Below are 25425 nucleotides of genomic sequence, written 5' to 3' on the forward strand. Positions count from 1 at the left end.
TTTCACGCTCCTTTACCTGATGAGGATTTCCTGTACAGCATGACGTAATACAACACCGGAATGACCGCCAGCGTCAGCAGCGTGGAGACGAACACGCCGAAGATGAGGGCGATGGCCAGACCGTTGAAGATGGGATCATCGAGGATGAAGAAGGCGCCCAGCATGGCCGCCAGCCCGGTGAGGATGATGGGCTTGGCGCGCGTGGCGCCGGAAAGAATGACCGCCTTCTGCAAATCCATGCCCTGGGCCACGTGCATGTTGACGAAATCCACCAGCAGAATGGAATTGCGCACGATGATGCCGGCGAGCGCGATCATGCCGATCATGGAGGTGGCGGTGAACTGGGCCTGAAGCAAAGCATGCCCCGGCATGACACCGATGATGGTAAGGGGAATGGGCGCCATGATGATGAGGGGCACCAGGTAGGAACCGAACTGGGCCACCACCAGGAGATAGATGAGGATGAGGCCCACCGCGTAGGCGATGCCCATGTCGCGGAAGGTCTCATAGGTGACCTGCCATTCCCCATCCCATTTCACTGCATAGCCGGCATAGGGGTCAGGGGGCTGGCGGATGAAATAATGCTCAAGTTCCCCGCCCTCGGGCAGTCTGATCCCGGTGAGCGCCGACTTGATGGCAAAGAGGCCGTAGAGGGGGCTGTCGATGCGGCCCATCATGTCCCCCACCACGTAGACCACGGGCAGCAGGTCCTTGTGGTAGATGATTTTTTCCCGTTCACTGGGCACCACCTCCACCAGCTCCGACAGGGGCACCAGGGTGCCATCCCGCGCCCGCACGGCAAGCTTCAACAGCTCGTCCAGGTTATGCTGCCGCTCCGGGGGCAGGGTGATGCGCACGGGAATCTCGAACTTGCTGTCACCGGAATGGATGGGGGTGACGTTCTCCCCTGCGAGCCCCATCTTCATTACCGCCACCACGTCTTCCTGCGCCACCCCCATCAGCGCCGCCTTGTTCTGCAGCACGCGCAAAAGCAGCTTGGGCGCATCCTCGTCCACGCTGTCGTCGATGCTGGTGATGTCCGGCGTTTTCTCGAAGGCGGCGCGCACCCGTTTGGCCACCGCCATCTGGCCGCCGTAATCGGGGCCATAGACTTCGGCGACGATGGGCGAGAGCACCGGCGGCCCCGGCGGCACCTCGACGATTTTCACGGTGGCACCATGGCGGGCGGCGATTTTCTGGATGGCATCGTGCACGCTGGTGGCGATCTCGTGGGATTTACGGCTGCGCCGGTGCTTGTCCTGCAGATTGACCTGGATGTCCCCCACCTCCGGCCCCGAACGCAGATAGTACTGGCGCACCAGGCCGTTGAAGTTGATGGGGGAGGCGGTGCCCACATAAGCCTGGTAATCCGTCACCTCCGGCACGGTGGATAGGTAGGCGCCGATGTCGTGCAGCACCGCTGCGGTCCGCTCCAGCGGCGTGCCCACCGGCATATCCACCACCACCTGGAATTCCGACTTGTTGTCGAAGGGCAGCATCTTCAGGATCACCAGCTTGAAGACGGCAAGCGACACCGAAAGGACGATGGCCACCAAAACGCCAATGAGGAGCATCCGGCGGCGCGGCGCCCCTGCCGCCCCGTTGAGGAAGGGCATAAGACGCGCCTCGAACCAGGCGGTGAAACGGGCTTCCACGGGTGTGGGGGAATGCGAGGCGGGGGCGTGTGCCCCCAGCACCTTGAGGGTGAGCCAGGGCGTGACGATGAAGGCCACCGCGAGGGAAATGAGCATGCCGATGCTGGCGTTGATGGGGATGGGGCTCATGTACGGCCCCATGAGGCCGGTGACGAAGGCCATGGGCAGGAGAGCGGCAATCACCGTCAGCGTGGCGAGAATGGTGGGTCCACCCACTTCGTCCACCGCTTCCGGGATCACCTCGAGCAGGCTTTTGTCCGGTTCCAGCAGGCGCCGGCGGTGGATGTTTTCCACCACCACGATGGCATCGTCCACCAGGATGCCGATGGAGAAAATGAGGGCGAACAGCGACACCCGGTTGAGGGTGAAACCCCAGGCCCAGGAAGCGAAAAGGGTGGCGGCCAGCGTGAGCAGCACCGCCACGCCCACGATCAGCGCCTCGCGGCGGCCGAGGGCGAAGAACACCAGGGCGACCACCGAGACGGTGGCAAAGAGGAGCTTCTTGATGAGCTGCTTGGACTTGTCGTTGGCGGTCAGCCCATAGTTGCGGGTGACCGTCACCTGCACCCCTTCCGGAATGACCGTGCCCTTGAGGCTTTCCATGCGCGCAATCACCCGGTCGGCAATGTCCACCGCGTTCTCCCCGGGTTTTTTCGACACGGCGAGGGTGACGGCGGGGAATTCGCCCCGTCCCTCGATCCCCTTGTCGGCGGCCGCGGGGCCGGTGCCCAGCCACACATAGCGGGACGGTTGATCCGGGCCATCCACCACCGTGGCCACGTCCTCGAGGAAGACCGGCTTGCTGTCGTGCACGCCCACCACCAGGCTCTTCACATCGCGGGCGCTGGAGAGGAAAGTGCCGGTCTGCACCAGGATTTCCTGGTTTTGGCTGACGAGACTGCCGGAAGGCTGGGAGGCGTTACTGAGCTTGAGCGCATCGCGGATGTCCTGGGCCGAGACGCGGTGCGCATTCATGCGGTCGGCATCCATGATCACCCGCACCATGTGCCCCGGCCCGCCGATGGTCTTCACCTCCCGCGTGCCCGGGATGCGTTTGAGTTCGATTTCGGCGGCGTGGGCGACCTTGGCCAGGTCGAAAGCAGCCCGCTGGGGATCGTCGGTCCACAGGGTGAGACTGACGATGGGCACATCGTCGATCCCCACCGGTTTGATGATGGGTTCCCCCACTCCCAGATTGGGGGAGACCCAGTCACGGTTTGCCTGGATGGTGTCATAGAGGCGCACTAGGGCGGCGATGCGGTCCTCCCCCACCTTGTACTGCACGGTGAGGATGGCCATCCCCGGCCGCGAAACCGAATAGACGTGCTCGATGCCGGAAATCTGCGACAGCACCTGTTCCGCCGGCGTTGCCACCAAGCTCTCCACGTCCTTGGCCGAGGCCCCGGGAAAGGGGATGAACACATTGGCCATGGTCACGTTGATTTGCGGTTCCTCCTCCCGCGGCGTGACCAGGATGGCAAACAGCCCCATGAGCGCCGCCATCAGCGCGATGAGGGGCGTAAGCTGCGAGGTGAGGAAGGTTCTGGCGATGCGTCCGGAAATACCCATGGTCGTTAGGGAAGCGATGGAATCACGCGCTGCGCGACCCCTGCGCCCTCACTCCTTGCGTTTTGCGGCCTGGGATTTGAGATAAATGCCGGCCCCAATGGGGTCGAGGGCCACCCGCTCCCCCGGCATCACGCCGGCCAGCACCTCCACGGCCCCCTCCCCCACCGGCTCGCCGAGGCGGACCTGGCGCAGGCTCAGGCGGTCCTGCTCGCCGACCACATAAACAGCGGCGAGCTCGCTGCGGCGCAGCACCGCCTGTGTCGGCAGCAGAAGCTTCTTCGCCCGGCCCACGGTGAAATGGGCACGGGCGAACATGCCGGGGTAGATTTCCCGCGAGTCCGGCGGCAGCAGGAGCCGCACGCGGGTGGTGTGGGTGCGGGCATCCGCCACCGGCAGGATGATGACCTCTTTCGCCTTCACCCATTTGCGGATGGCGGGGATCTCCACTATGGCCCGGGAAAAGGCCCGCACGCTGCCGACCTTGTATTCCGGGATCGACACCTCGACCCGCAGGTCCTTGGGATCGAAGCCGGTCATGATGGGCTTGCCTGGCAAGGCCATCTCCCCCAGCTCCACGTGGCGGGCGGAGACCACGCCGCTGTAGGGCGCCACCAGGGTGGCGAAACGCCGGGTGGCGCCTGCCGCGCCGGCCCCTGCCAGGGCGGCGGTGGCCTGCGCCTGGGCGGCCTTGTAATCCGCCAGCGCCTTGTCCAGCGCCGCCTGGCTGATGAATTTCTGCTCGAACAGCCGCTGCGCGCGCTCGTAGTTGGCCTTGGCGTTTTCCAACAGCGCCCGCGCCTGCGCCACCTGCGCCTCGCTGCCCGCCGCCTGGGCGCCCACCACGCTCTCGTCGATGCGGGCGATGACCTGGCCCTGCCGCACATAATCGCCCACGTCAAAATTGAGCTCGACGATGCGGCCGGTGATCTGGGCGGAGACAGTGGACTGCCGCACCGCCTCCACCAGCCCTTCGGCGGCATAGGTTTCGTCCACCTCGCGGAATTCCACCTGCCCCACCGGAAAAGGCAGGGCGGCCAGGGCTGCGGGCAGCCAAAGCAGGAAAAAGAGGGCCAGAAAGAGGCGCTTTGCCATGGGCGCTCCCAAAAAGGCTATATTAGCAGACTCTAATATTTCACGGAAGGGGCGCTGCCGCGAAAGCTGCGGGCCCGTCGCCGGGCCCGCCCTCCGTCACTTCGCAAAGCCGCAAAACACATCCCGCATCATGCTGATGAGCTTGAGGGTGCGGGTGTCCCCCACACGGTAATAGACGCGGTTGGCGTCCTTGCGGGTACGCAACACCCCCTTGTCGCGGAGGATGGCCAGGTGCTGGGAGATGTTGCTCTGGGAGGTGCCCACCAAATCCACGATTTCCTGCACGGGCAGCTCCCGGTCGCCGAGCACACAGAGGATTTTCAGGCGCAGGGGATGGGACATGGCCTTCATCGCCCGCGAGGCCTGTTCGATGTGCTCGTCCTTGTCGATCAATTCCACGCGTTCCGTGTCGAAGGGTACCGATGCCGTCATGCCATGGGACTCCGCTGAAAGTGAAAGCGCCACCTCAAGCCCTGCCAGTGTCTCACGCCTCGCGCCGCGATTCGCTCGGCACTCGAGCTTTGAGCCTTGGCTCCGGATCGCCTGCGATGCTGTGACGATTATCGAAATATACTAAAATAACGCAAGCATTTCACACACACAATCAGGAACACATCCCCTTGCGCATGAAAGTCACGCCCGTCCTCCTCATCATCCTCGATGGTTTCGGTTGCCGCGCCAATGGCGCCGACAATGCCATCTTCCAGGCCAAAAAACCCAACTGGGAAAAGTTCTGGATCCATTATCCCCACACCCTCATCCACGCCTCGGAAGCCGCCGTGGGGCTCCCCGCAGGGCAGATGGGCAATTCCGAGGTGGGGCACCTCAATCTGGGTGCCGGAAGAGTCGTCTATCAGGAATTCACCCGCATCAACCGCGCCATCGATTCCGGGCATTTCTTCGACAACCCGGCGCTGGTGCAGGCAGTGGAAACCGCCAAGGCCCATGACCGCGCGCTGCACATCCTGGGGCTCCTTTCCGAAGGGGGCGTGCACAGCCACGAACGGCACATCCACGCCATGCTGGAACTTGCCGCGCGACGCGGGTTGAAAAAGGTCTGGCTGCATGTCTTCACCGACGGCCGCGACACCCCTCCCAAGAGCGCGGGGCCGTCCATCATGAAACTGGAGCAGAAAATCCGCGAACTGGGCACCGGCCGCATCGTTTCCCTCATCGGCCGCTACTATCCCATGGACCGCGATCGCCGCTGGCAGCGGGTGAAGGCCGCCTATGACCTGCTCACCCAGGGCAAGGCCGAGTACACGGCGCCAAGCGCCCTGGAGGGGCTGCAGATGGCCTACGAGCGGGGCGAGACGGACGAATTCGTCAAAGCCACCGCCATCGTCCCCCCCGGGGAGAAGCCGGTGCGCATGGAAGACGGCGACGCGGTGGTGTTCATGAATTTCCGTTCCGACCGCGCGCGGCAGCTCACCCGCACCTTCGTCGAAGACGACTTCGACGGCTTCGAGCGGGAATACCGGCCCCGCCTGGGCGCCATCGTCACCCTCACCGGCTACAGCGACGACTTCGACGTGCCCGTGGCCTTTCCCCCGGAGCAGTTGCGCAATGGCTTCGGCGAATACATCGCCAGCCTCGGTCTGAAACAGTTGCGCATCGCCGAGACGGAGAAATACGCCCACGTGACCTTTTTCTTCAATGGCGGGCAGGAGCGCGTCTATCCGGGGGAAGACCGCATCCTGGTGCCCTCCCCCGACGTGGCCACCTATGACCAGAAGCCCGAGATGAGCGCGCCGGAGGTCACCGACCGTCTGGTCGCCGCCATCCAGAGTGGCAAATACGATGCCATCATCTGCAACTACGCCAATGCGGACATGGTGGGCCACACCGGCAATCTGGGCGCCGCCATCAAGGCCATCGAGACCATCGACACCTGTCTGGGGCGGGCGGTGGACGCCCAGCTTGCCCGCGGGGGTGAGGTGCTCATCACCGCCGATCATGGCAACGCCGAACGCATGCTCGACGAAACCACCCGGCAGGCCCACACCGCCCACACCATGAGCCTGGTCCCCCTCATCTACATCGGCCGGCGGCGTGCCCGGCTGGCCGACACCGGCGCCCTGGAAGACGTCGCCCCCACCCTCCTGCGCATGATGGGCCTGCCGCAGCCCTCGGAAATGACCGGGCATCCGCTGATCGAGTTCATGGACGCATGAGGCCAGCGGGCGCCCTGCTGCGTGCCCTTCTCCTTCTTTGGCTCGCCCTTCCCGCCCTGGGTGCCGACCCGGCCGCCGACAAGGCGCGGGAGCTCAAGGCGCTGCGCCAACAGATCGACCGCCTGCGCAATGAGATCGAAAGCGCCGAAGGCAACAAGGCCGACGTGCTGGACGAGTTGCGTGCCTCCGAACGTGCCATCAGCGAAATCAACCGCCGGCTGCGTGAGCTCAACGAAGAGCTGGCGACCGTCAACCAGGAGCTCGCCGCAAGCCGCCGGGAATCCACCGCCCTCAAGGCGCGCATCGAGGCCCAGCAAAGCGAGCTCGCCCGGCTCCTTCTCAGCCAATACGAAGCCGGGGCGCCGGATGGTCTGCGACTTCTGCTCAATCAGCAGGACCCCAACCAGATCGCCCGGGATCTCACCTACGCCACCTACCTCGCCCGCGCCCGCGCCGAACTCATCGCCAGACTGCGCGCCGATCTCGCCGCAGCGGAAGTCCTGGAGCGGGAAACCCGCGCCCGTAGCGAAACCCTGGCGCGGCTCACCCGGGAACGGGAGACCGAACGGCAGGCGCTGGAAAAGGAAGCGTTGAAACGGCGGGCGACACTCGCCCGTCTGGAAAAGGAAATCGCCGCCCGCCGGCAGCAGGTGGAACGCCTCACCCAGGACGAAAAACGGCTCACCCGCCTGATCGAGCGACTCACCCGGGCCATGGCGGAAAAAGCGCGGGCGAAATCCCGCCCGCCCAAGGCGGAAGGCGGCACCGCGATGGATAGCGGCGAATTTGCCCGCCTAAAGGGAAGCCTCGCCCTGCCGGTCAAAGGCGAGATCACCAACCGCTTCGGCGCGCCCCGGGCGGAGACGGGTATTCCCTGGAAGGGCGTTTTCATCCGCGCGCCCGAGGGCAGCCCGGTGAAAGCCCTGGCCGCCGGCCGCGTGGTCTTCGCCGACTGGCTGCGGGGGTTTGGCAACCTGCTCATCATTGACCACGGCGACGGCTACATGAGCCTCTATGGCCACAACCACTCCATCTACAAGCAGGTGGGGGAGAAGGTGGTGGCGGGGGAAGTTGTGAGCGCCACCGGCGACAGCGGCGGCCAGGGCGAAAGCGGTTTATACTTCGAAGTCCGGTTCCAGGGCAAACCCGTGGACCCGCTGCAATGGGTGGGGCGGCGTTGAACCTTCCACCCCATCGAAAACCCGGAGTCGAACTGAATATGCGCAGCAGACTGCACCATCTTGGGCTCATCGTTTTGGGCATCCTCATCGGCGTGGGGGTGAGCCTGAATTACTCCGCCATCGCCGACAAGGACCGCGCCGGCCCCCTGCCGGTGGAGGAGCTGCGCACCTTCGCCGAGGTGTTCGGCAAGATCAAGAGCGACTACGTGGAGCCGGTCGAGGACAAGAAGCTCATCACTTCGGCCATCAATGGCATGCTCTCCGGCCTTGACCCCCATTCCGCCTACCTGGACGCCGATGCCTTCAAAGACCTGCAGGTCTCCACCCAGGGTCAGTTCGGCGGGCTCGGTATCGAGGTGGGCATGGAGGATGGCTTCGTCAAAGTCATTTCCCCCATCGAGGATACGCCCGCCTTCCAGGCCGGCATCAAGGCCGGCGACCTCATCATCAAGCTGGACGACACACCGGTCAAAGGCATGACCCTCAACGATGCCGTCAAGCGCATGCGGGGCAAACCGGGCACGCGCATCACGCTGACCATCCTGCGCAAGGGTGAGCCCAAACCCCTGGTGATCACCCTCACCCGCGCGGTGATCCAGATCAAGAGCGTCAAGTGGAAGCTTTTGGAGCCGGGCTATGGCTTCGTGCGCATCACCCAGTTCCAGGATCACACCGGCGAGGATCTGGTGAAGGCACTGGATGGCCTCAACAAACAGAACAAGGAGGCCCTCAAGGGCCTGGTGCTTGATCTGCGCAACAATCCGGGCGGTCTGCTCAACGGCGCAGTCGCCGTGGCGACGGCCTTCCTGCCCAAGGACGTGCTGGTGGTCTACACCGACGGCCGCACCCAGGATGCCAAGATGCGCCTGACGGCGAGCCGCGAGTTCTATCTGCGCCCCAACCAGGACGATTACATGAAAAACCTCCCGGGCTGGGCAAAGAGCGTGCCCATGATCGTGCTGGTCAATGGCGGCTCCGCCTCGGCTTCTGAGATCGTCGCCGGCGCCCTGCAGGATCATCGCCGCGCCATCATCCTCGGCACCCAGACCTTCGGCAAGGGTTCGGTGCAGACCATCCTGCCTCTGGCCAATGGCACCGCCATCAAGCTCACCACGGCGCGCTATTACACGCCCAGCGGCAACTCCATCCAGGCCAAGGGCATCACGCCGGACATCGTCGTCGAGGAGGCGGTGGTGAGCGAGGCCGACAAACAGGCGATGGGGGTGCGCGAGGCCGATCTGGAGCGCCATCTCGCCAATGACAAGGAACCCGAGGCCAAACCCGCGCCGGCCCCCATCCGGCTGCAGGCGCCGAAGCCGGAGAAGGGCAAGGAGGACAAGCCTGAACCGGGCGACATCGCCCCGCGCACTGATTACCAGCTCAACCAGGCGGTGAACCTGCTCAAGGGCATCCAGATCCTGCAGCGCCGCTGACGGCAAACGAGGGGAAGGGTCTTTGCCCTCCCCTTCCCGCTTGCGGGAGGGGGCAGGGATGGAAAGCCTCAGGGCGGATCACCGTCTCACCATTCCGGACGGTGCGGGAGCTCAAGGGAACGCTTGCAAAAGACGCCTGCCGCGCTATGCTTGAGGCGTAGCCGGCACATCGCGGCCATCCGGAGTGCCTTCATGCAGGGAGCCTTCAAGACCCGGCAACTCACCTTCGCGGCGCTGCCCCCCAATCAGGCGGATGAGGCGGCGCGCCTCCTCGACGGTCTACCCCATCTGGTGGTGTTGGAAAAGCTCGACGGGCGAACCCTGCTCGTGCGCTACGAGCTGCCCAACTACACCCTGGAGAAAGTGGAAAAGGCGCTCGCCGCGGAAGGCTTCCATCTCGACAACAGCCTGCTCGCCAAAATCCGCCGCGCCCTTATCTACTATTGCGAGGCCAATCTCTGCGCCCACCTGGCGCCCCCGCCCCGGGACCAGCTTTCCAAACGCATCTTCGCCGAAAGCTGGCAGCGCCATCCCCACGGCGACCGGGACGATACACCGGAAGAATGGCGCGCCTACCGCTAGCCGCGCGATCCTTAGCCCATGGATGACGCCCAGCTTCTGCGCTTCAGCCGCCACATCATGCTCAACGAAGTGGGCATCGAAGGGCAGGAGCGCCTCCTTGGCAGCCACGCCCTGGTGGTGGGTGCCGGGGGTCTCGGCTCCCCGATCATCCTCTATCTCGCCGCCGCCGGCGTGGGTCGTCTCACCGTCTGCGACGGTGATGCCGTGGACCTCACCAATCTGCAACGGCAAATCGCCCATGACCAGGATGCGCTGGGCCGCAACAAGGCGGAATCGGCGCTGCTGCGCGCCCAGCGCCTGAATCCGGAACTTCAGGCGCGGGCCATTCCCCGCCGGGTGGAGGGGGCGGAGCTTGCACAACTGGTGGCGCAAGCCGATGTGGTGGTGGATGCGAGCGACAACTTCGCCACCCGCCACGCCATCAACCGCGCCTGTGTGGCGGCGGCAAAACCCCTGGTCTCTGGCGCGGCGGTGCGCTTCGACGGGCAGGTGGCGGTCTTCCAGCCGGGGCGCGGCACCAGCCCCTGCTACCACTGCCTCTTTCCGGACACGGGAGAGGCGGACGAAATGCGCTGTGCGGAAAATGGCGTGTTTTCGCCCCTGGTGGGCATCGTCGGCACCATCCAGGCGGCGGAGGCCCTCAAACTGCTGGCCGGCTGCGGCACGCCCCTCACCGGCCGGCTTCTCCTCATCAATGCCCTGGACATGAGCTGGCGTCGGCTCGAGGTGCCGCGGGACCCCGCCTGTGCGGTCTGCGGTCGCGCTGCTGCAGCCGTCGCCTCCTGAAAACAAAGAAAGACGCCCGGCGGTGCAACCGATGTTTTGCCGGTGCGGCAGGCCTACCGGTGGACGCTTGGCTTACCGCTCTGGCTGTCCGCCGGTTCGGGCAGGCGATCGCCCAAGCCCGCCCAGACGATGACGATGCCCACGAGAAAGAGGGAAAGCCAGGTGGCCGGCTTGATGGCTACGGTCTTGCTGCGCATGGCGCCTCCTGTCGCTCAAGGTGAAAAATCGCGAAGGTTTCCCTGTCCTCCTCCCTCAGCCGCTTGCAGAAGAGAAACACCGTCTCACCTCTCCCCCTGGCAAAAGGGAGGGGGAAAACGATCATGGCGGGGGCCATGATGGAAAGCCTCCTACCGGCGATAACGTCCCGGCGGAGAAAAGCTTGAGGACCACCGCCCCGCAATGCCCGTAGCGGGCTACGGTCAGAGGGCGCCGAGGAGGAAGCGTTTCTGTCCCTCGAGATGATCGAGGGGAGAACGGCGGAAGCCGCTTTTCGCGAACTGATGCCAGCGGCCGAGGATGAAGGCGACGAGCAGGTTGGCCACTGCGTTGGCATCGGTGTCGCCATGCAGCTCCTGCTGGGTGGCGGCCACGCGCAGACATTGGCGCAGGGTCGCCTCCAGGCGGTCCACCAGTTGGTTGATGCGCGCCTGCAGGCGCTCATTCTCGTGGACCAGGGCATCGCCGATGAGCACCCGTGACATGCCGGGATTCTTGGCGGCAAACCCCAGACAGACGGAGACGATGCCATTGATCTGGGCCACGCCGCGTGTTTCCTCCGCCAGAATTTTGTTGATGAGGCCGAAGAGGGTGGATTCGATGAACTCGATGAGTCCCTCGAACATCTGCGCCTTGCTGGCGAAGTGGCGGTAGAGCGCCGCCTCGGATACGTCGAGACGGGCGGCGAGCGCGGCGGTGGTGATGCGCTCCGGCTGCGGGCTTTCCAGCATCTCCGCCAGCGTCTGCAGGATCTGTTCTTTTCTCTGGCCTGGTCTGACAGGCATGGCCTCCTCCCGGATTTGCACTGCGTCGAAACGAAGCCGCGGCGCCGTCGATGCGCGGGCCACGGCCGCGCCGCCCCCGGAAAAAACACGAAGGGTGGGCTCGCCCCGCGCTTCCCTCACCCGGCCTTCGGCCGCCCCTCGCAAAAGCCCGCGGGGGCGGGCATGACGGACGCCCATGGCCCACACGCTTTCATGATTGCGGGCCGCGATTCGTTGTGACCGTTAGCTTATTGAGCACACGGGGCAGTTGCAACACCGAGCGCACGCGGACATCGACGAAGGGCGGGCTTTTGCGGGCGCGACTCACCCAGACCGTCTTCATGCCCAGCCGGCGCGCCGTGCGCAGGTTGGCGAGGCTGTCTTCCACCATGATGGCGCGGCCGGGCGCCACCCGCTCCTCCCGCAGGATGCGCTGGAAACCGAACGCCGCCGGCTTGGGCCTAAGCCGCGTGTGTTCCACGGAATAGACGCTGACAAAGAGGTCGAGTATGCCCAGAAGGCGCAGCACGGCGCGGGAATAATGGGCCGGGGCGTTGGAAAACACCACCTTGCGGCCGGGCAGATGCTGCAGCATGTGCCGCAGACCCCGCTCCCAAACGAGCATGCTCTTGAGTTCTGGAAACTGGTGGGTGTGCCAGAGGAAATGGCGCCAGTCGGTGCCGTGGTGGCGCACCAGCCCGAGCAGCGTGGCGCCGTACCGTTGCCAGTAGTGCTGGCGCAGGGCATTGGCCCCCGCCTCGTCGAGGGCCAGATGCTCCATGAGGTACCGCGTCATGGCCCGGTTGATGTGGGGGAAGATGTGGGGTGTCGCGTCGTGCAGCGTGTTGTCCAGATCGAACACCCAGAGGGGGCTGCCCTGCATCAGGAACGCCTGATCAGCGTGCCCACCCCCTCGCTGGTGAGAATTTCCAGCAGCAGGGCATGTTCCACCCGCCCGTCGATGATGTGGCTCGCCTTGACACCATTGCGCACTGCCTCCAGGGCGCAGTTCACCTTGGGCAGCATGCCGCCGGAGATGGTGCCATCCGCGATGAGGGCATGCACCTGTTCGGCATTGAGCTCGGTCAAAAGCCGGCCTTCCTTGTCCAGCACGCCGGCGGTGTTGGTCATGAGCACGAGCTTTTCCGCCCGCAGCGTCTCCGCCAGCTTCCCCGCCACCAGATCGGCATTGATGTTGTAGGCGGCGCCATCCTCGCCGACGCCGATGGGCGCGATGACCGGGATGAAATCCTGGCTGTCGAGCAGGCTGACCAGGGCGGGATCGATGGCCGCCACCTCGCCCACCTGGCCGATATCGACGAACTCACCGGCTTTTTCCTGGCTGGGCAGGCGCATGCGGCGGGCGCGGATCATTGAGCCATCCTTGCCGGTGAGCCCCACCGCCTTGCCCCCATGGCGGTTGATGAGATTGACGATGCTTTTGTTGACGAGACCCCCCAGCACCATTTCCACCACGTCCATGGTCTCGGCATCGGTGACCCGCATGCCCTGGACGAACTCGCTTTGTTTGCCCAGGCGTTTGAGCATGTCGCCGATCTGCGGGCCGCCACCATGGACGATCACCGGATTGATGCCCACCAGCTTGAGCAGCACCACGTCGCGAGCGAAGCTTTCCTTGAGCCTCTCCTCGGTCATCGCGTTGCCGCCGTATTTGATGACGACGGTCTTGTCAAAGAAACGCTGGATGAAAGGCAGGGCCTCGGACAAAAGCGCGGCCTTGAGGGCGGCGGTGGAAGGCGTGTCGGTCATGGTCTCTCCCGTGGTGTGGGGTGCGGCCGCCATTCTACCGGGCGCGACCGCCATGAAAAAGGGCGGTGCGATTGCCTCGCACCGCCCTTTGCGCCGTCTGCCCACCCGTTTAGCTGATGGTGAGGCGCCTCGCCGTGCTCGCCGCTTTCTTCGGCAGGACGAGCTCCAGCACACCGTTTTCGTAGCGGGCGCTGGCATTGGCCTCGTCGATGTCGGAGCCGAGGCTGAAGGAACGCGCCACCCGACCATAGTAACGCTCGGAACGCAGCACCTTCTCGCCCTCTTTCTCCTCGGACTCCTTCTTCACTTCCGCGCTGATGGACACCGTATTGCCGTCGATGGTGACGTGGATGTCTTCCTTCTTCACGCCCGGAATCTCCGCCTTCACCGTGTAGGCCTTGTCATTCTCGGTCACGTCCATCTTGATCTCCGGCGCCTTGGGCATGCCTTCCAGGGTCATCGGCCGCACCAGGAAGCCTTTGAAGAAGTCGTCGAAGACGCTGTCCAGGTTGAAGGGATCGTAACGGGTGATGTTTGCCATGGGACTCTCCTTTTTGGTTCGTTGATGTTCCACTGCCGGAACGCCGGGTTCCGGCCTCCAATCCTCAATATGGGTCATGACGGGGAATTTTCAAGGCCGCCGCCGGGGGGCGTCATCCCACGGTCATCCCCCTGTCACACGGCTGTTGCATGGCCGGGTGAGGATGGCTGTCCATGGACGCGTCACCATCGGCTTTGACGGGGGAGGGGGCGGCGCTGCGGCGAGGCCCCCTGGAACTGGCTTTGGTCACGGAAACCTTTCCCCCGGAGGTGAACGGGGTGGCCATGACCGTCGGACGCCTGGTGGAAGCCATGGAGCGGCGCGGGCACAGGGTGTTCCTCATCCGTCCCCGTCAGGGTGCGGCCGATTGTGCCGCCGACCCCGCGCGGCCAACGCTGCTTGTCCGGGGCCTGCCCCTTCCCCGCTATCCTGGGCTGCGCATGGGCCTGCCCGCGGGCGGAGCGCTTGCCCGCGCCTTTCGCGAAAGGCGGCCTGACCTGGTGCACGTGGTGACGGAAGGGCCGCTGGGTCTGTCGGCGTTGACCATGGCACGCCGCATGGGCCTGCCGGTGACCTCGGCCTTCCACACCAATTTCCACGCCTACAGCGCCCACTATGGGCTTGGCTGGTTGTCCGGCGCCATCGCCGGCTATCTGCGTTTCTTCCACAACCGCACCGCCCTCACCCTGGTGCCCACGGACACGCTGCGGCGGCAGCTCGCCGCCCAGGGCTTTCGCCACCTGGAGGTCTTGAGCCGGGGCGTGGACACGCGCCTCTTCAACCCGCAGCGGCGCGACGCCACCCTGCGCGCCCACTGGGGCGCGGGGCCGTACACGCCGGTGGTGCTTTATGTGGGGCGGCTGGCACCAGAAAAAAACCTCCTCGAGCTGCTGCGCGCCTTCAGCGCGCTGCGCGCCCGCCGCCCCGACGCCCGTCTGGTGCTGGTGGGCGATGGGCCGATGTGCAATGAGCTCAAGCGGCTGCGGCCGGACGCGGTGTTCGCCGGCACGCGCCGCGGGGAGGAGCTCGCCGCCCACTATGCCTCCGCCGACATCTTTCTCTTTCCCAGCCTCACCGAGACCTTTGGCAACGTCACCCTGGAAGCCATGGCCAGCGGTCTGGCGGTGCTCGCCTACGACTACGCCGGCGCCCACGAGCTCATCACCCATGGGGAAAACGGGCTGCTCGCCCCCTTCGCCGCCACCGAGGATTTCGTCAGCGAAGCGGCCAAGCTGGCCGATCTGGAATGGGCGCGCACCCTGGGTCGGGCCGCGCGCCGTCGCGCCGCTGCGATGGACTGGTCCTGTGTGCTGGACCGCTTCGAAGCCCTGCTCATGCGTGTGCTTCTGGAACAGGAAAGGAGGCCCCATGCAAACGCCCTCGCATCCCCTGCTCACCCGTCTCAACGCCTGTGACGTGCGGCTTTGCCTGCGCCTCAACCGGCTGGCGCACCGGCCGGTGGTGCGCCGCTTCTTCCGCGTCATCAGCCGCCTGGGGGATGGCGTGTTCTGGTATGCCCTGATGCTGGCGCTGCTCGCTTTCGTGCCGGGTGCCTTGCCGGGGGTGCTGCACATGATCGGCGTCGGGCTGGCCGGACTGGTGGTGTACCGGCTGCTCAAGCAGCGCACCCTGCGGCCCCGCCCCTGTGATCTGGAACCGGCCATCCTGCGCGGCACTGACCCTCTGGACGAGTTCAGTTTCCCCTCCGGCCACACCCTGCACGCGGTGGCCTTCACCGTCGTCGCCCTTGCTCATTTTCCCTGGCTGAGCCCTCTGCTCGTGCCCTTCACCCTGCTTGTCGCCCTTTCCCGGGTACTCCTGGGCCTGCACTACCCCACGGACGTGGTCGCCGGAGCCGCGCTGGGCTGGGGACTGGCCACGCTCTCCTTCCTCCTCTTCTGAGGGGCAGGCGGCGATGCGCATCCTGATGGTGTCCGATGTCTATTTCCCCCGCATCAACGGTGTGTCCACGGCCATTCTCACCCTGCGCCGGGAACTTCGCCGCAGCGGCCATGAGGTCACCCTGATCGCCCCCGATTACGGCGCCTGCGGCGAAAGCGGGGATCTGGGCCCCCTCTACCGTATCCGCTCCCGCGTGGTGTGGTGCGACCCGGAAGACCGCATGATGTCCTGGCGCAGCCTCCACCACCTCACCCCGGAGCTCGTTGGCACCGGCTTCGATCTGGTGCACGTGCACACCCCCTTTCTCGCCCACTACGCGGGTAGACGGCTCGCGCGGCGTCTCGGCGTGCCCCTGGTGGAGACCTATCACACCTTCTTCGAGGAATATCTCTTTCACTACCTTCCCGTCGCGCCCCGCTCCCTGATGCGGTGGGTGGCGCGGGCCTTTTCCCGCAGCCAGTGTGGCGAGGCGGATGGCATCGTCGTCCCTTCCTCTGCCATCCTGGCGCGTCTGCGCGCCTATGGGGTCACCACCCCCGCCGCCGTCATCCCCACGGGCATCGAGCCCGCCGATTTCACCCAAGGGGACGGTGCCCGCTTCCGCGCCCGCCACGGCATCGACCCCAAACGACCGCTCCTGCTCTATGTGGGACGGGTCGCCCACGAGAAGAACATCGGCTTTCTGCTGGACATGCTGGCGCGGCTGCGCGCCCGCCATCCCGACGTGCTGCTGGTGATCGCCGGCGAGGGCCCGGCGCAGGCCAGCCTGGAACGCCAGGCAGCGTCCTTGGGGCTGACTGCCCATGTCTGCTTCGTCGGTTACCTGGACCGCCGCTCCACCCTCCTCGACTGCTACCGCGCCGCCGATCTCTTCGTTTTCGCCTCGCGCACGGAAACCCAGGGCCTGGTTCTGCTGGAGGCCATGGCCATGGGCCTGCCGGTGGTGGCCCTGGCGGTGATGGGTACCGCCGATGTCCTGCAGGAAGGGCAAGGCACCAGGATCGCCCGTGACGACCCCGACGACTTCGCCGACCGGGTGGCGGCACTGCTCGAGAATGCGCCGGAGCGGCAAAGGCTCGCCGCTGCCGGCCGTGAATACGTGCGGCAGTGGACGGCGGCGGAGACCACCGCGCGGCTCATGGGCTTCTACGAAGAGATCCGGCTGAACAGGCGCCCCGCGCAGGCCCACGCTGAAGCGGAGGGGTTCCTCAGCCAAACAGATTGCCGGGCAGAGGCAGCAGGCCGCGCAGCCTCTCGCCGCTGAGCGCCGAAAGATAGGCCGTGTGTTCCGGACAGGGCAGATCGGCGCGCCAGCGGGGTGCCTCGCCAGCAAACAGGCGGTTGATCTGGGACAACCGGTCGGTGGTCTGGGCCACGTAATGGTCGCAACGGCGGATGAGGTGCCGGTCGAGGAGCCGGGCCGCACCGCGCAGGCCCCGGTGCAGGCCACTGCCGTAGAGGAGGCGCGTGGCGCGTGTAAGCCGCCGCAGCAGGATGCATGCCGTCGCCGGCTGGCAGCCGAAGTGACGGGCAACGAAGGGTATGAGCCGCTGCGCCTCCTCCTGCATGAGTTGCGGTGGGCTAGCGAACAACTGCCGGCCCACGTGCGCATCCATCACCCATTCGGCCAGGGCATGGGTGAGCACGGGCACCTTGAGCCACATCGCCTCGTGGGCGGGCACGAAATGGTTGTGGGCGATGACATCGACGAAGAGATGGCAGCAATAACCCACGGCGAGCGCCCGTTCCTCCTCGTCGCCGGCATGGTCAAGCAGCTGCTGCGCCTGCGCCCAGTCGTGGCTCGTCCGGAAGCGGTCGCCGCTGCCGCGCCCCGCCACGAGGGCCAGGTCCGGCAGGCAGGCGCCGGCGAGGAGCAGTCGGGGCAGCCGCCGCACGGCCCGCCGAAGCTTCGGATCCGCAAGGGGCACGGCCCACAGGAGCAGTTGGGCGAAGTAAAGATGGGTGGCGAGTCCCCAGGCGAGAGCTTCCGGGCTATGGCCGATGAGGGGCAGAAGCCAGCAGAAGAGGGGCCATCGTTTCATTGCCGGCCAGTGTGGCCGCCGCCATGGAAAAAACGATGAACAAGGCGTGATTTTTCCATGACAGGGAATGCGCTACACTTCGCCGCTGACCCACTTCCCCGCCGAACGAAACACGATGCGCACCCTCATTTGCGGCTCCCTCGCCTACGACCACATCATGGTGTTCCATGACCGCTTCCGCAATCACATCCTGCCGGACAAGATTCACATCCTGAATGTCTCCTTCCTCGTGCCGGACATGCGCCGGGAGTTTGGTGGCTGCGCCGGCAACATCGCCTACAATTTGAAACTGCTGGGCGGGGAGCCGGTGATCATGGCCGCCGTGGGCGAGGACTTCGCCCCCTATGGAGAAAGGCTGCGGGCCCTGGGACTTTCGGCCGAGCACGTGCGCGCCATTCCCGACACCTACACGGCGCAGGCCTTCATCACCACCGATCTGGACGACAACCAGATCACCGCCTTCCACCCCGGGGCGATGAATTTCTCCCACGAAAACAGCGTGCACGAGGCAAAAGACATCGCCCTCGGGATCGTCGCCCCGGACGGACGTGAAGGCATGCTGCGCCACGCAGAAGAATTCCACGCCGCGGGCATCCCCTTCATTTTCGATCCCGGCCAGGCCATGCCCCTCTTCGACGGGCGGGAGCTTTTGCATCTCGTGGAGCTCGCGGACTACGTCACCCTCAACGATTACGAGGCAGAGCTGATGCAGGAACGCACGGGGCTCGCCCTTGCGGCGCTGGCCGAACGGGTGAAGGCCCTGATCGTGACCCTCGGCGCCAAAGGCTCCCTCATCTTCGCCGAGGGCAGGCGCCTGGAGATCCCCTGTGTGGCGCCGGCGGCAGTGGTGGACCCCACCGGCTGCGGCGATGCCTATCGCGCGGGGCTCCTCTATGGCCTGGCCCGGGGTCTGTCCTGGGAACAAACCGGACGTCTCGCGGCCTATATGGGAGCCGTGAAAATCGCAAGCCGCGGCGCCCAGAACCATCATCTCGATCCCACGCATCTTGCAAAGTGGGCGCAACGGGAGCTGGGCGTGGCCTGGCCGGCGTAAACGGCCCGTCACCAGTTGGGTCTGTCAAGTCGTGCAAATATGCGTCATGGGTAAAGGTTGATACGGGGTGCGCGGTAGGCGCTGCGTAGTGAAGGTCACCCGCCAAGCGCGCCGTTGGCTCCAGAACCGCTTTATACGCGCTATGCTATGACGGCGTTACTTCTGCTGCTCACCAAGGATTTTCGGCAAAAACGTTTTCGATGGGGTGTAAGGCACTGGGTCAGTCGGAAGATACCACTTGGTCCGTCCCGGAATGCCCGTCAAGCCCCCAAAGGTTTGATAGGCCCCGCGGCTGGCGAACTGCAGTGACCCATCATCCAATCGCCTAATCTCTTCCTCACCCCACTCGATGCTAGCAGCACTCCCCTCTACGGGATCAATTCTGCGTTCGTAGCGAAGTATAAGGGCGCCATCGCGACATCCCGTCATGGGTGTATCCAAGCGTATCTCCGATTTCGCCTCTTCTTGTCCATTTTTATTGCGTAAAGCAACAATCAGCCTGCTGGGGAATTGACGGATTAAAGTCACACTCGAACCATCAGACGCGGTTTCATGCCAAGTAGAACTCAAAACGAGCTCCCGGGCGTAAGGAACTGTGATTATGCGCCCTGGCCGTGGTTGTTCGAAGCTGACGCAGGCAGTGATGTATCGGTATAGCTCCCCAGCATAATATCCGGTCAAATCCGGGCAGCCAGAGTGGCTCAAGGGAGGCCACGGGGTAATCCCCCCGCTTTTAGCGGCATCCAGAAGTAGAACTATGCGGCCATGGCCAGCCGCTGTTTCGGGGTGAAGCTGCCCAAGGCCATGTTCGGGCGGTGATGATTGTAGTGGTACATCCACTGTGTGGCGAATAGACGTACTTCGTCCAGATTCTCCCAGTAGTATTGCGACAGCCATTCATAGCGCACCGTGCGGTTGAACCGCTCGACGTAGGCATTCTGTTGCGGCTTGCCGGGCTAGATATAGTCCATCCGAATGCCTGAACGTTCGGCCCAAGCCTGGATCAAGCCGCTGATGTTCTCCGGCCCATTGTCGCAGCGGATCGCATCCGGCCTCCCGCGCCACTCGATGATTCTCTCCAGCACCCGGATGATGCGCTCCGAGGGCAGCGAGAAGTCGACCTCGATCCCCAGCGCCTCTCGATTGAAGTCATCGATGACATTGAACAGCCGGAAGTTCCGGCCATCGACCAGCTGATCGTGCATGAAGTCCATCGACCAGACCTGGTTGATCGTCTCGGGCACCGCGAGCGGCTCGGGCTTCTCCCGTTGCAGGCGTTTCCTGGGCTTGATCCGCAGGTTCAACTCCAACTCACGATAGATCCGGTAGACCCGCTTGTGATTCCAGGCAAAGCCCTTCACATTGCGCAGATACAGGGAGCACAAGCCAAAACCCCAGGTGCGCTGGTTGTCGGTCAGCCGGATCAGCCAGTCGGCAATTTCCTCGTTCTCGGCCCGTCGCTTGGCCACGTACCGATAACAGGTCACGCTCACGGTAAACAGCTCGCAGGCCAGGCGGATGGATACGCCCCGCTGCGCCACGGCGCATTGGGCCATCTCGCGGCGCTGAGATGGCCTTACCACTTTTTTGCCATGGCCTCCTTGAGGATCTCGGCCTTCAGCCGTTCCTCGGCATACCTCTTCTTGAGCCGGGCGTTCTCCTGTTCCAATTCCTTCATCCGGGCCATCATGGAGGTGTCCATGCCGCCATACTTGGCCCGCCATTTGTCAAACGTCGCCGAGCTGCTGCCCATCTCCCGGCACAGCTCCGGTACCCCCAGCCCCCCTTCGACGCGCTTGAGCGCTGCCATGATCTGGCTGTCCGTGAATTTCGACTTCTTCATGCAGAATCTCCTCGTAATGAGAAAATTCTACTTCTGTTCGCTATCTTTTTGCGGGGGGATTACCTCATGGGCTTGGTTCTGGGTATTTCCCGCGCCGAGTGTCTCTGTCGATCCGCGCAGCGGGCTCAAGCGCCGCCATCATATTTATGAGCAGTCGTTGCAGCGCGCGATCAAGCGGGCGGTGACGGAGTCGCGGATCACCAAGCCTGCCTCGACGCATACCTTGCGGCATTCATTTGCCACGCATTTGCTGGAGGCGGGGTACGACATTAGAACGGTTCAATAATTGCTCGGGCACAGTGATGTGAGCACGACCATGATCTATACCCATGTCCTCAACCGCGGAGGCCGCGGCGTGGTCAGCCCCATCGACCGCTAGGAAACCGCTGCAAAAGTGCCGCCGGCGTCCTACCGGCGGAAACCGGTATCCAGTTGGGTGTTGATTCGATGCGCGTTTTGATACCCTGGATTCCGGCTTTCGCCGGAATGCGGGGCTTTTGCTGAGCTTCCCCAGAAGGCCGGTGGTGCTTTTGCAGCATTTCCCTGGCTACAATCCCACTCCATCACAACACGGCCAAGCAAGGATAGGCAATGTCTGAAACTTTCTCGCAGCGCTGGCGCGCGCTGCTCGGCATCGAGGGCGGCGTGGCGAGCCACCGCAAAAAGGTCGTTTCGGCCGCGGGCGGCGTGGCGGCCATCTTCGGCATCCTCGTCGTGAGCCATGCCTTTGTCGGAGACGCAGGCGCGCGGCTCATCGTCGCCTCGATGGGCGCTTCGGCGGTGCTGCTGTTCGCCGTGCCCCACGGTCCGCTGTCCCAGCCCTGGGCGCTCATTGGCGGCCATCTGGTGTCGGGCGTGATCGGCGTGAGCTGCGCGCGCTAGTCGGCAACCCGCTGCTCGCGGCTAGCCTCGCGGTGGGGCTGGCGGTGGGGGCCATGTATTACCTGCGCTGCATCCATCCGCCCGGCGGCGCGACGGCGCTGTCGGCGGTGATCGGCGGGCCCGCGGTGCACGCGCTGGAGTATGAATACCTCCTGACGCCCGTTGCGCTCAATGTCGCGGTCATCCTGACGATCACGGTGCTGTTCAATTATCCCTTTGCCTGGCGGCGCTACCCGGCCTACCTGGGCCGTCTGGCGAAGGCGAAGGTTCCTGCACCGCCGGAGTCCTACAGCCCCATTGAGCATGCGGATTTCGTCTATGCCTTGAGTCAGCTGGACTCTTTCGTGGACGTGAGCGAGGAGGACCTGCTGCGGATCTACACGCTCGCCACCGGGCAGGCGCGGCATCGGCATCTCGCGGTGACCGATATCCGGATCGGCAGGGCCTACAGCAATGGCGAACAGGGCGAGGAGTGGCAGGTGCGGGAAGTGGTGGACGAGTCCCGCAGCGAGGATCCGGACAAGGACAAGGTCATCTACAAGATCGTGGCCGGCACCCGCTCGCGGGATACCGGCGTCGCCACCCGCGCCGAATTCGCGCGCTGGGCCAAGTACGAGGTGGTGCGCCATGGCGAAGGCTGGAAACGGACGGGGCCGGGGTGGGCGTCTGACCTGGGCCGGCATGACGTGGAGACCCCAGGAGCGCGAATCTTCTTCGGCCGTCATTTGCCATTTCCTTCCTAAATTGCTCGTAGTAGGATGGCGTGTGCCAGGCGAGGAGCAATGGGCCCTTGGAAGGCTCGGGAGGGGATCATGAATATTGGAAATCTGCTGCGCTACGCCGCAATGGCGTTGGTGTTTTCGCTGGTTGCGGGTTGCGCCAGCATGCCCATGGCGTCACTGCAGGATGATGAGAGCGCCAAGCGATTCCCAGTACGTCCCGACAAGGCCTTGATCTATCTCTATCGAAATGAGGTATTTGGGGCGGCCATTCCCATATCCGTTTCACTGGACGGCCAAATGGCCGGACAGACCGGCTCCAAGACTTTCTTCCTGTGGGAAGTAAGCCCGGGGCGGCACCAGTTGTCCTCGCACGCAGAGAACGTGTCTACGATAGAAATCGACGCCGCGCCCGGCAAAAATTATTACGTGTGGCAAGAGATAAAGATGGGTCTTTTCATGGCACGGAGTCAGTTGCATCAGGTTGACGAGGCGACCGGCCGTGCAGGTGTGATGGAATGCAAACTGCTTGCCATGGCCAATGGCGCCAAGGTGCCGCAACCGGCGGCGTCAGCCAAGTCTGAACGCGACCCCAAGCGCGATCTCGAAGATCTAAGAGATCTGCTGCCGGCAAAACGGGACCCGGCAAAGGGTTTGAACGATTTGCAGGGCGTGCTGCCGCAAAAATGACGACAGATGGCGCCGGTTGAAATGAGGATGCGCAAGCCAAAATTTTTCCGTGCGGCGATTCTGGCCGTCGCGACATGGGCCAACCTGGCCCATGCCATCGAACCTGACAAGATATTCGAGATGGTTTCCCCCAGCATCGTGCTCATCGTGGCGCCGACTTCAGAGCGTGGCTTCAATCAGGGGAGCGGCGTGGTGGTGGCACCGGAAACCGTTGTCACGAATTGTCATGTATTGAAAAAGGCGAAGTCGATCAGCGTGAAGCACGGGCAGGAGTACCTTCAAGCTCAACTTCAGTATCCCGACGTCGAACGGGATCTTTGCCAAATCAAGGTACCGGCCCTCAAAGCGCCGCCGGTCAAGATGGGAACAATGGCAAATCTGCGCATCGGGCAGCGCGTCTATACCTTGGGCAACCCTGAGGGCTTGGAATTGACCTTCAATGAAGGATTGTTTTCTGCGCTGCGGGGCACTGAAGGCAACAAGCGGATTCAAATCTCCGCTGCCATCACCCATGGATCCAGCGGCGGCGGCCTGTTCGACGATCAGGGACGGTTGATCGGCATCACCAGTTCGGGATTCAAGGATGGTGGACTGGGGCTCAATTTTGCGATTCCGGCGGACTATATCGCGGAGCTGCGCAAGCGCGGCAGCGAAGCGCTCGCCAGCTTGGCTGCCCAGCCGGCGGACATCAAGCCAAGTCCGAAAGTTAAGCCGGATGCGCCTTCGGAGATCCCTGAGGCACCCGCTACCAAGTCGCGGCGAAAACTGGACCGCGACGAAATGCTTGCGCAATTCAAGCCGGGGCGCGAGATTCAGGCAAACGAGCAAGGGCAGGCCTTTACCTTGAAGGTGTTGGAAAACGGCGGCTGGGTTCGACGTTATTGCCCGGGATGCAACGTGAAATTCGGCGACGGCAGGCTACGATTGGAGCCGGATGCCGGCAAGATCTGCATGGACTGGTCATTCGTGACCTATCCCGACAGTGGTTGTTATGCCGCCTTTCAGACTGGCGATTCCGGCTATCTACTGGAATCGCTCGATGGTGGACGGCCGATCGTATACCGGATGATCAACTGACCATTTTCCCGCGTTACGGCTGCGCGCCCAATCAGCCATTTCCACCTGTGATGAAGACGTCAGCCATGAACGACGAAACCTACATGCGCGCCGCGCTGGAGCAGGCCCAGCAGGCCTGGGAGGCCGGCGAGGTGCCCGTGGGCGCCGTGGTGGTGAAAGATGGCGAGATCATCGGCCGTGGCTTCAATCAGCCCATCTCCGGCCACGACCCGTCCGCCCATGCCGAGATTCAGGCGCTGCGCGACGCGGCAGAGCGCCTGGGCAACTACCGCCTGATCGGCTGCGATCTCTATGTCACCATCGAGCCCTGTGTCATGTGCGCCGGGGCGATCATGCACGCGCGCATCGCGCGGGTGGTGTACGGGGCGCGCGACCCCAAGACCGGCGCCCATGGCAGCATTGTGGATCTGTTCGCCGAGAAGCGGCTGAACCATCACACGGAAGTGGTCAACGGCGTGTTGGCGGAGGATTGCGGGGCCATGCTCTCGCGGTTTTTTGCGGAGCGGCGTAAGAAGCCGGTGGCCGATGAAAATTAGGATCAACATCGAAACCCAGATGCTCGATTTGCTCGACGACGAAGGGTGCGTGATCCGGCGCTACCCGGTGTCCACGGCGGCCAATGGCCCAGGCGAGCTGAGTGGGAGCTACTGCACGCCGCGCGGCCGGCACATCATCCGCGCCAAGATCGGCGCCGGTCAGCCGGAGAACACCGTCTTCGTGCGGCGCCGGCCGACCGGGGAGATCTATACGCCGGCGCTCGGCGCGGGGGTCGCAACAAGGTAGTCGGTGATGCCGTTGACGAGGTTGCCGCCGAGATACACGGCATTGGCCTGGATCAGGCCGGTGTTGGTTTGGCTGCCCGCAGTGATGACGACGTTGCCGCCCGCCTGCACCGTAGCCGAGGCGTTGCCGAAGGCTTTGAGCTGGTGGTTGCCGCCGCCGGCCCAGACGTTGCCGTAGTCCACGGTCTGGCCGGCCAGGTTGTCGAACTGGCGGCGGAGATCGCCACATCGCGGCCGGCGGCGAGGAGGCTGGCGCGGTTGGGGTTGACTACAAACTAAAGGCCTGACCCCGTTTTACACATCGCGGCCACCCTGCGACGGTAAGCCGAATCATCGAGTCGAGTGAGGGACATGTCACAAGACAGGATGTGGCCGTCCGCTTCACTCCGTGCTGCAAACTCGAAACGGAGTGCGATCACGATGCCCAAAAGACCCACAAATAGAAAGCCGAGTAGACCAACACCAGAAAGCGCCGAAGCCAAAGTGTTTCTGTATCTGACTGATCCGGGTTGAATTTGACATCAGCACCGCCAATAGGGAAGGCAAGTATCGTTTTCTTGAACAAATAAGGATATATCCCAGCAAAAACAAAGTACGCGGATTCAAGTTTGAAGTGCAATTTTGATTAACGGGTAGGTGGGTCAGAATGTGCGAGCATTTTGCCCCATCAA

The 25425-nt window shown here is 64.1% G+C and carries 25 protein-coding genes and 2 pseudogenes; 16 read left to right on the top strand and 11 right to left on the bottom strand.

The window, feature by feature from the left end; genetic code table 11:
- Positions 1–2: 2 nt before the first annotated feature.
- From K6T56_06000 to K6T56_06010, 3 genes are all read right to left on the bottom strand, one after another.
- Entirely contained in the window at positions 3–3224 is a 3222-nt protein-coding gene (locus K6T56_06000) for an efflux RND transporter permease subunit (GenBank protein MCL6555897.1), read from the bottom strand.
- Between the two features lie 48 nt (positions 3225–3272).
- Positions 3273–4316, bottom strand: a complete 1044-nt coding sequence (locus tag K6T56_06005; GenBank protein ID MCL6555898.1) for an efflux RND transporter periplasmic adaptor subunit — start codon at positions 4314–4316, stop codon at positions 3273–3275.
- 96 nt (positions 4317–4412) lie between these two features.
- Positions 4413–4748 carry a metalloregulator ArsR/SmtB family transcription factor gene (locus K6T56_06010; GenBank protein ID MCL6555899.1) on the bottom strand — a complete coding sequence of 112 codons (336 nt, stop codon included), beginning with the start codon at positions 4746–4748 and terminating at the stop codon, positions 4413–4415.
- A gap of 194 nt (positions 4749–4942) precedes the next feature.
- Between K6T56_06010 and gpmI the strand changes: the two genes are divergently transcribed.
- The 5 genes from gpmI (at position 4943) to K6T56_06035 (ending at position 10472) form a co-directional block, all read left to right on the top strand.
- Positions 4943–6490: a 2,3-bisphosphoglycerate-independent phosphoglycerate mutase gene (gpmI, locus tag K6T56_06015; protein ID MCL6555900.1), complete on the top strand. Its 1548-nt coding sequence runs from the start codon at positions 4943–4945 to the stop codon at positions 6488–6490.
- Entirely contained in the window at positions 6487–7671 is a 1185-nt protein-coding gene (locus K6T56_06020) for a peptidoglycan DD-metalloendopeptidase family protein (protein MCL6555901.1), read from the top strand. Before gpmI ends, K6T56_06020 begins: the two co-directional genes overlap by 4 nt.
- A gap of 38 nt (positions 7672–7709) precedes the next feature.
- Positions 7710–9104: a S41 family peptidase gene (locus K6T56_06025; GenBank protein ID MCL6555902.1), complete on the top strand. Its 1395-nt coding sequence runs from the start codon at positions 7710–7712 to the stop codon at positions 9102–9104.
- A gap of 192 nt (positions 9105–9296) precedes the next feature.
- Complete coding sequence (locus tag K6T56_06030) at positions 9297–9686, top strand: hypothetical protein (protein ID MCL6555903.1); 390 nt, start codon at positions 9297–9299, stop codon at positions 9684–9686.
- Positions 9687–9704: 18 nt separating this feature from the next.
- The gene (locus K6T56_06035) at positions 9705–10472 is read left to right on the top strand and encodes a HesA/MoeB/ThiF family protein (GenBank protein ID MCL6555904.1); all 768 of its coding nucleotides are present in this window, start codon (positions 9705–9707) and stop codon (positions 10470–10472) included.
- Between the two features lie 53 nt (positions 10473–10525).
- Here K6T56_06035 and K6T56_06040 read toward each other — a convergent pair whose 3' ends face one another.
- The 5 genes from K6T56_06040 to K6T56_06060 all read right to left on the bottom strand — a co-directional run bounded on the left by K6T56_06040 (position 10526) and on the right by K6T56_06060 (position 13763).
- Complete coding sequence (locus K6T56_06040) at positions 10526–10669, bottom strand: hypothetical protein (GenBank protein MCL6555905.1); 144 nt, start codon at positions 10667–10669, stop codon at positions 10526–10528.
- 222 nt (positions 10670–10891) lie between these two features.
- Entirely contained in the window at positions 10892–11473 is a 582-nt protein-coding gene (gene slmA, locus K6T56_06045) for a nucleoid occlusion factor SlmA (GenBank protein MCL6555906.1), read from the bottom strand.
- Between the two features lie 190 nt (positions 11474–11663).
- Positions 11664–12335, bottom strand: coding sequence for a pyrimidine 5'-nucleotidase (locus tag K6T56_06050; GenBank protein MCL6555907.1), 672 nt, complete (start codon positions 12333–12335; stop codon positions 11664–11666).
- Complete coding sequence (argB, locus tag K6T56_06055) at positions 12335–13222, bottom strand: acetylglutamate kinase (protein ID MCL6555908.1); 888 nt, start codon at positions 13220–13222, stop codon at positions 12335–12337. Before argB ends, K6T56_06050 begins: the two co-directional genes overlap by 1 nt.
- 109 nt (positions 13223–13331) lie before the next feature.
- Positions 13332–13763: an Hsp20/alpha crystallin family protein gene (locus K6T56_06060; GenBank protein MCL6555909.1), complete on the bottom strand. Its 432-nt coding sequence runs from the start codon at positions 13761–13763 to the stop codon at positions 13332–13334.
- 230 nt (positions 13764–13993) lie between these two features.
- Here K6T56_06060 and K6T56_06065 point away from each other — a divergent pair, with 230 nt between their 5' ends.
- Genes K6T56_06065 through K6T56_06075 form a run of 3 tightly spaced genes read left to right on the top strand, consistent with a single transcriptional unit; the run spans position 13994 to position 16929 of the window.
- Entirely contained in the window at positions 13994–15178 is a 1185-nt protein-coding gene (locus tag K6T56_06065; GenBank protein MCL6555910.1) for a glycosyltransferase family 1 protein, read from the top strand.
- Positions 15132–15665 (top strand): phosphatase PAP2 family protein, encoded by a 534-nt coding sequence (locus K6T56_06070; protein MCL6555911.1) that lies wholly within the window; start codon positions 15132–15134, stop codon positions 15663–15665. The genes K6T56_06065 and K6T56_06070 overlap by 47 nt, the downstream gene beginning before the upstream one ends.
- A gap of 13 nt (positions 15666–15678) precedes the next feature.
- On the top strand, positions 15679–16929 hold the full coding sequence (locus tag K6T56_06075; GenBank protein MCL6555912.1) for a glycosyltransferase: 1251 nt from the start codon (positions 15679–15681) through the stop codon (positions 16927–16929).
- Here K6T56_06075 and K6T56_06080 read toward each other — a convergent pair.
- Positions 16874–17707 (bottom strand): zinc dependent phospholipase C family protein, encoded by an 834-nt coding sequence (locus K6T56_06080; GenBank protein ID MCL6555913.1) that lies wholly within the window; start codon positions 17705–17707, stop codon positions 16874–16876. The genes K6T56_06075 and K6T56_06080 overlap by 56 nt on opposite strands.
- Positions 17708–17822: 115 nt before the next feature.
- On the opposite strand from K6T56_06080, the gene K6T56_06085 reads away from it, so the two are divergent.
- The gene (locus K6T56_06085; protein MCL6555914.1) at positions 17823–18761 is read left to right on the top strand and encodes a carbohydrate kinase family protein; all 939 of its coding nucleotides are present in this window, start codon (positions 17823–17825) and stop codon (positions 18759–18761) included.
- A 755-nt stretch (positions 18762–19516) separates the two neighbouring features.
- Here K6T56_06085 and K6T56_06090 read toward each other — a convergent pair.
- Positions 19517–20604 (bottom strand): annotated as a pseudogene (locus tag K6T56_06090) (IS3 family transposase).
- Between K6T56_06090 and K6T56_06095 the strand changes: the two are divergent.
- The 7 genes and pseudogenes from K6T56_06095 to K6T56_06125 all read left to right on the top strand — a co-directional run bounded on the left by K6T56_06095 (position 20570) and on the right by K6T56_06125 (position 24755).
- Positions 20570–20983: pseudogene (locus tag K6T56_06095) on the top strand (tyrosine-type recombinase/integrase). The pseudogenes K6T56_06090 and K6T56_06095 sit on opposite strands and share 35 nt — an antisense overlap.
- Before the next feature lie 212 nt (positions 20984–21195).
- The gene (locus K6T56_06100) at positions 21196–21486 is read left to right on the top strand and encodes an HPP family protein (GenBank protein MCL6555915.1); all 291 of its coding nucleotides are present in this window, start codon (positions 21196–21198) and stop codon (positions 21484–21486) included.
- A 32-nt stretch (positions 21487–21518) separates the two neighbouring features.
- Entirely contained in the window at positions 21519–22229 is a 711-nt protein-coding gene (locus tag K6T56_06105) for an HPP family protein (protein MCL6555916.1), read from the top strand.
- Between the two features lie 69 nt (positions 22230–22298).
- The gene (locus tag K6T56_06110) at positions 22299–22895 is read left to right on the top strand and encodes a DUF2846 domain-containing protein (protein ID MCL6555917.1); all 597 of its coding nucleotides are present in this window, start codon (positions 22299–22301) and stop codon (positions 22893–22895) included.
- Between the two features lie 6 nt (positions 22896–22901).
- Positions 22902–23972: a serine protease gene (locus tag K6T56_06115; GenBank protein MCL6555918.1), complete on the top strand. Its 1071-nt coding sequence runs from the start codon at positions 22902–22904 to the stop codon at positions 23970–23972.
- Between the two features lie 65 nt (positions 23973–24037).
- Positions 24038–24508, top strand: a complete 471-nt coding sequence (gene tadA / locus K6T56_06120) for a tRNA adenosine(34) deaminase TadA (GenBank protein MCL6555919.1) — start codon at positions 24038–24040, stop codon at positions 24506–24508.
- Complete coding sequence (locus tag K6T56_06125; protein MCL6555920.1) at positions 24498–24755, top strand: L,D-transpeptidase; 258 nt, start codon at positions 24498–24500, stop codon at positions 24753–24755. The genes tadA and K6T56_06125 overlap by 11 nt, the downstream gene beginning before the upstream one ends.
- Here the strand turns inward: K6T56_06125 and K6T56_06130 are convergent.
- Positions 24716–24937 (bottom strand): hypothetical protein, encoded by a 222-nt coding sequence (locus K6T56_06130; protein ID MCL6555921.1) that lies wholly within the window; start codon positions 24935–24937, stop codon positions 24716–24718. The genes K6T56_06125 and K6T56_06130 overlap by 40 nt on opposite strands.
- Positions 24938–25425: the final 488 nt, after the last annotated feature.

This window comes from Burkholderiales bacterium (assembly GCA_023511995.1).
In the GTDB taxonomy this organism is placed as follows: domain Bacteria; phylum Pseudomonadota; class Gammaproteobacteria; order Burkholderiales; family Thiobacteraceae; genus Thiobacter.